Annotated in this window: 4 protein-coding genes; 1 reads left to right on the plus strand and 3 read right to left on the minus strand. The window is 71.8% G+C overall.

Annotated elements, in window-relative coordinates:
• Positions 1-3: 3 nt before the first annotated feature.
• From glgB to glgX, 3 genes are all read right to left on the minus strand, one after another.
• Positions 4-2,145 (minus strand): 1,4-alpha-glucan branching protein GlgB, encoded by a 2,142-nt coding sequence (glgB, locus tag QM626_RS07285; RefSeq protein WP_415075500.1) that lies wholly within the window; start codon positions 2,143-2,145, stop codon positions 4-6.
• Between the two features lie 97 nt (positions 2,146-2,242).
• The gene (locus QM626_RS07290) at positions 2,243-4,210 is read right to left on the minus strand and encodes a maltotransferase domain-containing protein (RefSeq protein WP_415075504.1); all 1,968 of its coding nucleotides are present in this window, start codon (positions 4,208-4,210) and stop codon (positions 2,243-2,245) included.
• Positions 4,211-4,359: 149 nt separating this feature from the next.
• Positions 4,360-6,417: a glycogen debranching protein GlgX gene (gene glgX / locus QM626_RS07295; protein WP_415075506.1), complete on the minus strand. Its 2,058-nt coding sequence runs from the start codon at positions 6,415-6,417 to the stop codon at positions 4,360-4,362.
• A 113-nt stretch (positions 6,418-6,530) separates the two neighbouring features.
• Between glgX and QM626_RS07300 the strand changes: the two genes are divergently transcribed.
• The coding region (locus tag QM626_RS07300; protein ID WP_415075502.1) for a cysteine desulfurase family protein at positions 6,531-7,318 on the plus strand (788 nt) is incomplete at its 3' end.

Genomic DNA, 7,318 nt, shown 5'->3' on the forward strand with positions numbered 1-7,318 from the left:
GCCTCAGCCGGCGCGGTGGCGCAGCCACAGCGCGCCCAGCGGCGGCAGGGTGAGCCGGGCGCGCCCGGCGGCGTCCGTGTGGACGGCGCCCAGGTTGCCGACACCGGACCCGCCGTATGCGAGCGCGTCGGTGTTGAGGATCTCCTCCCAGCGTCCCGCCTCGGGCAGGTCCAGCTCGAAGTCGTCCTGCGGCGCGCCGGCGAAGTTGCAGACCACGACGACCGTGTTGCCGTGGTTGTCGCGACGCACGAACGACGACGTGTCCGGGTTCCATCCCGGCCCGCCGATCCGGCTGAACGCGGCGCCGTCGCGCTCGCGCGACCACAGCGCCGACTGCTCCCGGTAGACGCGGTTCAGCTCGGCGACGAACTGCGCCAGCTGCGCGTGCGTGGGCTGGTCGAGCAGCCACCAGTCCAGCGCGCGGGACTCGGACCACTCGGACATCTGCCCGAACTCCTGGCCCATGAACAGCAGCTGCTTGCCGGGGTGGCCCCACATGTAGGCGTAGAACAGCCGCATGTTGGCGAGCTTCTGCCAGTGGTCTCCCGGCATCCGGGCGAACAGGCTGCCCTTGCCGTGCACGACCTCGTCGTGGCTGATCGGCAGCACGTAGTTCTCGCTGAACGCGTACACGAACGAGAACGACAGCTCGCCCTCGTGGTGGGCGCGGTACATCGGGTCGCGGGAGATGTACACGAGCGAGTCGTTCATCCAGCCCATGTTCCATTTGAAGCCGAAGCCGAGGCCGCCGGCGCTCGTGGGCGCCGTGACGCCCGCGAAGCTCGTGGACTCCTCCGCGATCATGGCGATGCCGGGATAGCGCTTGTAGGCGGTGGCGTTGACCTCCTGCAGGAAGCGGATGGCCTCCAGGTTCTCCCGGCCGCCGTGGATGTTCGGCTCCCACTCGCCCGGCTCGCGCGAGTAGTCGAGGTAGAGCATGGAGGCGACCGCATCCACCCGCAGACCGTCGACGTGGAACTCCTCGAACCAGTACAGCGCGTTGGCGACGAGGAAGTTGCGCACCTCGTTGCGGCCGTAGTCGAAGATCAGCGTGCCCCAGTCCTTGTGCTCGCCGCGACGCGGGTCCGGGTGCTCGTACAGCGGCCGCCCGTCGAAGCGGGCGAGGGCGAACGCGTCCTTCGGGAAGTGGCCGGGCACCCAGTCCATGATCACGCCGATGCCCGCGCCGTGCAGCCGGTCGATGAGATAGCGCAGGTCGTCGGGATGGCCGAACCGGCTCGTCGGCGCGTAGTAGCCCGTAACCTGATAGCCCCAGGAGCCGCCGAAGGGGTGCTCGGCCAGCGGCAGGAACTCGACGTGCGTGAAGCCGTGGCCGCCGACGTAGTCGATGAGGGCGTCGGCCGCGTCCCGGTAGCCGAGCCCGGGACGCCAGGACCCGAGATGCACCTCGTAGACCGACATCGGCCCGTCCAGCGGGGTGCGCGAGCCGCGCCGGGCGATCCAGGCGTCGTCCTCCCACTCGTAGGTCGACGTGGTCACGACGGACGCCGTCGCCGGCGGCACCTCGGCGTACCGGGCCATCGGATCGGCCTTGAGGATCCATCGGCCGTCGGGGGTGAGGATCTCGAACTTGTACACGGTCCCGGCGCCGAGACCGGGGACGAAGAGCTCCCAGACGCCGCTGGCGCCCATCGAGCGCATCGCATGGCCCTGGCCGTCCCAGTCGTTGAAGTCGCCCGCCACGCGCACCGCCTGCGCATCCGGCGCCCACACCGTGAAGGACGTGCCGGCGGTGCCGCCATGATCGATCACGCGGGCGCCGAGCACACGCCAGAGCTGCTCGTGCCGGCCCTCCCGGATCAGGTGGAGGTCCAGCTCGCCGAGCACCGGGACATGCCGGTAGGGGTCGTCGGCGACGAAGTCGGGGCCGTCGCCGTAGGTCGCGACGATCTCGTAGGGGAGCGGGTCTCCCGCGTACCCGCCCTCCCAGATCCCGTATCTCAGGTGGGCGAGCGGGGCCCGTACGCCGTCCGCGAAGACCGCGGTCACGCTCGTGGCGAGGGGACGCCGTGCGCGCACGAGCCAGCGGCCCGCCGCATCCGGGTCCTCGTGCAACCCGAGCACGTCGTGCGGAGCGTGGGAGGAGCCCGACGAGACCGCGTTCAGGACGTTGTCGTCGATCATCCGGCATCCCTCTTCCGAGCATGTCCCAGTTCGGCGCGCTCTGAGGCAGCGATACCGCGCCGAACTGGGACATCATCCGCGCCGAACTGGGACATGGTCATCCGGGCTCCTTCACGTGCAGGATGTGGACCGGCTCGGCGAAGGCGTCGAGCCGGACGTAGTTGTGCTCTCCCCAGGTCCACCGCGCGCCGGTGAGGAGCTCCTCGACCTCGAACCGGTCTCCCGGCGCGGCGCCCCAGACCCGGGTGTCCAGGTGCACGGTGGTCTCGCGCACCGAGTGCGGGTCGAGGTTCGCCACCACGATGACGGTGTCGGCGCGGCCGTCCGGCGAGAGCGCGGCGGGCACATGCTTGGAGTACACGAGGATCGCGTCGTCGTCGCTCCAGTGCACGCTCAGGTCGCGCAGCTGCCGCAGCGCCGGGTGCGCTCGACGGATCTCGTTCAGACGCCGCAGGAACGGCGCCAGCGAGTCGCCGGCCGCCTCCGCGCCGTCCCAGTCGCGGAGCTTGTACTCGTACTTCTCGTTGTCGATGTTCTCCTCCGAGCCCGGGCGGGCGACGTTCTCGTACAGCTCGTAACCGGCGTAGACGCCGTAGCTGGGCGCCCCGGTGGCCGCGATGGCCGCCCGGATCCGGTACGCGGGGCGGCCGCCGAACTGGAGGTACTCGGTGAGGATGTCGGGGGTGTTCACGAACAGGTTCGGCCGCAGGTAGTCGGCCGTCTCGGTGGCGGCCTCGGTGAGGAACTCCTCCAGCTCGGCCTTCGTGTTCCGCCAGGTGAAGTACGAGTAGCTCTGCGCGAACCCGGCCTTGGCGAGAGCCCGCATCGGCGCCGGGCGGGTGAACGCCTCGGCGAGGAAGACGACGTCCGGGTCGGTCCGGACCACCGTGGCGATCAGCCACTCCCAGAACTGCAGAGGCTTGGTGTGCGGGTTGTCGACCCGGAAGATCCGCACGCCCTGGGCGATCCAGTGCCGCACGATGCGCAGGACCTCCGCGCGGATGCCCTCGGGGTCGTTGTCGAAGTTGATCGGGTAGATGTCCTGGTACTTCTTCGGCGGGTTCTCGGCATACGCGATCGTGCCGTCCGGCAGCGTCGTGAACCACTCCGGGTGCTCTCGCACCCAGGGATGGTCGGGCGAGGCCTGCAGTGCGAGATCGAGGGCGACCTCCAGGCCCTCGGCCCGGGCGGCCCGCACGAAGGCACGGAAGTCGGCGAGCGTGCCGAGATCGGGATGCACGGCGTCGTGGCCGCCCGCCTCGGCCCCGATGGCCCACGGCGACCCGGGGTCGGACTCGGCCGCGACCAGCGTGTTGTTCGGGCCCTTGCGGTTCGTCACGCCGATCGGGTGGATCGGCGGCAGGTAGAGCACGTCGAAGCCCATGCCGGCGACCGCCGGCAGGCGCCCCGCCGCGGTGCGGAACGTGCCGCTCTTGACGCGTCCGTCCTTCAGGCGCCGCGCTCCCTCGGACCGGGGGAAGAACTCGTACCAGGCGCCGACGCCGGCGCGTTCGCGCTCCACCCGCAGCGGGAGGTCCGTGCCGAGCGTCGTCAGCTCCTGGACCGGCCGGGCCGCGAACGCGGCGGCGACGACCGGATCCGCGACGACCTCCAGCGCGGCCGCGTCGCCGACGTCGGGATCGCGCAGGACCGCCGCCCGTGCGCGCAGCAACCGCCGCTCCGCAGCGGGTCGGTCGCTCTCGGCGGCGGCGCGGTCGAACAGCAGCGCGCCGCTCTCGCGCATCAGCGGGGTGTCCACGCCCGCGGCGATCTTCACCTCGGCCGCGTGGTGCCAGGCCGCGAACGTGTCCGCGTACGCCTCGAACCGGAAGGTCCACAGGCCCTGCACGAGCAGCGCGACCTCGGTCGACCAGCTGTCGAGCCCGTCGCCGCGGGGGACGAGCCGGTGCAGGGATTCCGTGCCGCCGGGATCGCGCAGGCGGAGAGTGACGCCGATCAGGTCATGCCCCTCGCGGAATGCGGTGACGCGGAACGGGACGATCTCGCCGGCGAACGCCGTGGGCTGATATGCCTCGCCGGGTATGGCCGGATGCGGGTGGAGCATCGGGATGCGACCGGAGACCGTGTCGTGGAGCGGCTGGGCATCGACGCCGGGACGGAGCGGGATCTCGGTGGCGCTGCGCCAGGTGGGGGATGCGGGAGCGGTCACGTGTTGAACCTACCGCGACCGGGTGGGTACGGACAGGCGGCGGCTCACTCGGCGCGGAACAGCTGCATCGACGTCGGCGCCACCGGGACGATCGTGCCCGGCGCGTGCACGACCTCCGCCTCCTGCGGGCGGTCCTCCGCGCTCGACCAGAGCGCGACGTACCGGCTCACCCCCGCCACCGCGGGCAGGGTCACGTCGATCGGCCGCTCGACGCCGTGGACGATGAGCAGGATGCGGTTGAACTGCTCCGTCTCCGGCGTGGAGGCGGCGACGTACTGCAGCGTGCGGTGGGCGGGATCTGTCCACCGCACGCCCGACATGGTCTCGCCGTTCTCGTCGAACCACTCCATCACGGAAGCCGACGGCGTCACCTCGCCCAGGCGCGCGAACCGGATCGGACGCAGCGCCGGGTTCTGATGGCGCAGGGCGATGAGCCGCTGCGTGTGGGCGAGCAGGTCCCGCTGCCACGGGCCGAGATCCCAGTCGACCCAGGTGAGGGCCGAGTCGTGGCAGTAGGCGTTGTTGTTGCCGCGCTGCGTGCGGCCGAACTCGTCGCCGGCCGTGAGCATCGGGATGCCGGCCGACAGCAGGAGCGTGCCGAGCAGGTTCCGCATCGCCTTGCGCCGCGTCGCCAGCACGCGCTCGTCGGTGGTCGGTCCCTCCGCGCCGTGGTTGAAGGAGCGGTTGGTGTCGGCGCCGTCGCGGTTCTGCTCGCCGTTGCCGAGGTTGTGCTTCACGTCGTAGGAGACCAGGTCGCGCAGGGTGAACCCGTCGTGCGCGGTGACGAAGTTGATGCTCGCGAGCGGGCCGCGCTCCTCGCAGAACGTGTTGGACGAGCCGGCGAGCCGGGTCGCGAACCCGCCGATGCCCACCGGGGCGGTGGAGGCCCGGCGGGCGTAGTCCACGTCGCTGAGCCAGAAGTTGCGCACCCGGTCGCGGTAGCGGTCGTTCCACTCGTGCCAGCCGGCGCCGAAGTTGCCGGTCTGCCAGCCGCCCATGCCGACGTCCCACGGCTCGGCGATCTTCTTGACGTCGGCCAGCGCCGGGTCGTCGACGATCGCGCGCAGCAGCGGGTGCTCGGGGGTGAAGACATGGTTCCCGTCGCGGCCGAGGGTCGCGGCCAGGTCGAGCCGGAACCCGTCGACCTGCACCTCGTTCGCCCAGTAGCGCATCGAGTCCAGCACGAGACGCGCGGTGGCGTCCGTCGCCGTGTTGAGCGAGTTGCCGCATCCGGTGACGTCGATGTAGGCGCCCTCGGCCTGCTGCCGGTAGTAGTGCCGGTTGTCGATGCCGCGCAGGCTGGAACGGGGGCCGCCGATGCCCTCCTCGGCGGTGTGGTTGTACACGACGTCGAGCACGACCTCGAGCCCCGCCTCGTGCAGGAGCTTGACCATGCCCTTGACCTCGCGCAGCACCGCGGCGGGCCCCTCCCGGCGCGCGGCCTCGGTGGCGTAGGCGGCGTGCGGGCTGAAGAAGTTCAGCGTGTTGTAGCCCCAGTAGTTCGCCAGGCCGAGCTGGTGCAGCCGCGGCTCGGAGGCGAACGCGTGGATGGGCAGCAGCTCGATCGTGGTGATCCCGAGCGCACGGAAGTGCTCGATCATCGCCGGGTGGGCGAGGCCGGCGTAGGTGCCGTGCAGCGCCGGGGGGACGTCCGGATGCCGCTTGCTCAGCCCCTTGACGTGTCCCTCGTAGAGCACCGTGCGGTCCAGGGGGACCCGGGGCTTCCCGACCCCGCCCCAGTCGAAGCCCTCGTCGACCACGGCGCTGCGCCAGTCGCCGAATCCGCCGCCGACGATGCCGCGCGAATACGGGTCGAGTAGCAGCGTCTGCGGGTTGAACGTGTTGCCGGCGGCGGGGGAGCCTGCGACGCGCAGGGCATAGCGCGACCCCGGACGCAGCAGACCGGTCGTCGCCTCCCACACCCCGCCGACGCCGCGCTCCAGCGGCACGGTGTCGGTCACCCAGTCGAGGTCGCTGTCGTCGCAGACGACGAGGTCCACCGTCTCGGCGCTGCCGGACCAGACCCGCACGGTCGCCCCACCCTCGTGCAGACGCACGCCGAGGTCGTCGAGATGCGGGCTGAGCAGCGCCGCGGCGGGCATGACCAGGGAGGGGGCGGTCGGAGTCGGGCTGACCATGCGGACTACCGTAACAACGACGTGAGTCGGGTTCATTACGGCGCCCGGGCGCGTGGGACGCGTGTCAGAGTGGAGGGATGACCGTCTACCTCGACCACGCCGCGACCACGCCGGTGCGCGACGAGGCGCGGGAGGCATGGCTGGCGGCGACCCGGGTCACCGGCAACGCGTCCTCGATCCACGGCGGCGGCCAGGTCGCGCGGCGCCTGCTGGAGGAGTCGCGGGAACGACTGGCGGCGACGCTCGGATGCGACAGCGTGGAGGTCGTGTTCACCTCCGGCGGCACCGAGTCGATCAACCTCGCGCTCAAGGGTCTGTGGGAGGCCCGCGCCGGAGGAGACGCGGTCGTGCTCCCCGACGGGGAGCATCACGCGACGCTGGATGCCGCGACCTGGCTGCGCGAGCGGGCGGGCGCGACGCTCATGCACGTCGGGCTCGACGGGCGCGGCGCGATCCCGGTCGCGCGGTTCGCGGCATCCCTGCCCGGCGCGGCCCTCGCGACCGCGATGATCGCGAACAACGAGGTCGGCACGATCAACGACGCCGGTGCTCTCGCCGACGCGGCGGCGCGCGCGGGGGTCCCGCTTCATCTGGATGCGGTGGCGGCGTTCGGGCACGTGCCGGTCGACTTCGCTGCGCTGCGCGGTCAGGTGGTCGCCGGGACGGGCCTGGTCGCCATGAGCGTGTCGGCCCACAAGATCGGGGGACCGGTCGGGATCGGCGCGCTCGTCGTCGCCCGTTCGGCCGCCCTGGCCGCCCAGCTGCACGGGGGCGGTCAGCAGCGGGGGCTGCGGGCGGGCACGCAGGACGTCGCGGGTGCTGCGGCGTTCGCCGCCGCCGCCGAGGCCGCGCTGGCCGAGCGCGA

The sequence above is a fragment of the Microbacterium sp. genome, from assembly GCF_047606385.1.
Lineage (GTDB): Bacteria > Actinomycetota > Actinomycetes > Actinomycetales > Microbacteriaceae > Microbacterium.

Bases quoted from the DNA above. Each gene is read 5' to 3' on its own strand.
- glgB (WP_415075500.1), bottom strand. From the start codon at position 2,145: ATGATCGACGACAACGTCCTGAACGCGGTCTCGTCGGGCTCCTCCCAC.
- QM626_RS07290 (WP_415075504.1), bottom strand. From the start codon at position 4,210: ATGCTCCACCCGCATCCGGCCATACCCGGCGAGGCATATCAGCCCACG.
- glgX (WP_415075506.1), bottom strand. From the start codon at position 6,417: ATGCCCGCCGCGGCGCTGCTCAGCCCGCATCTCGACGACCTCGGCGTG.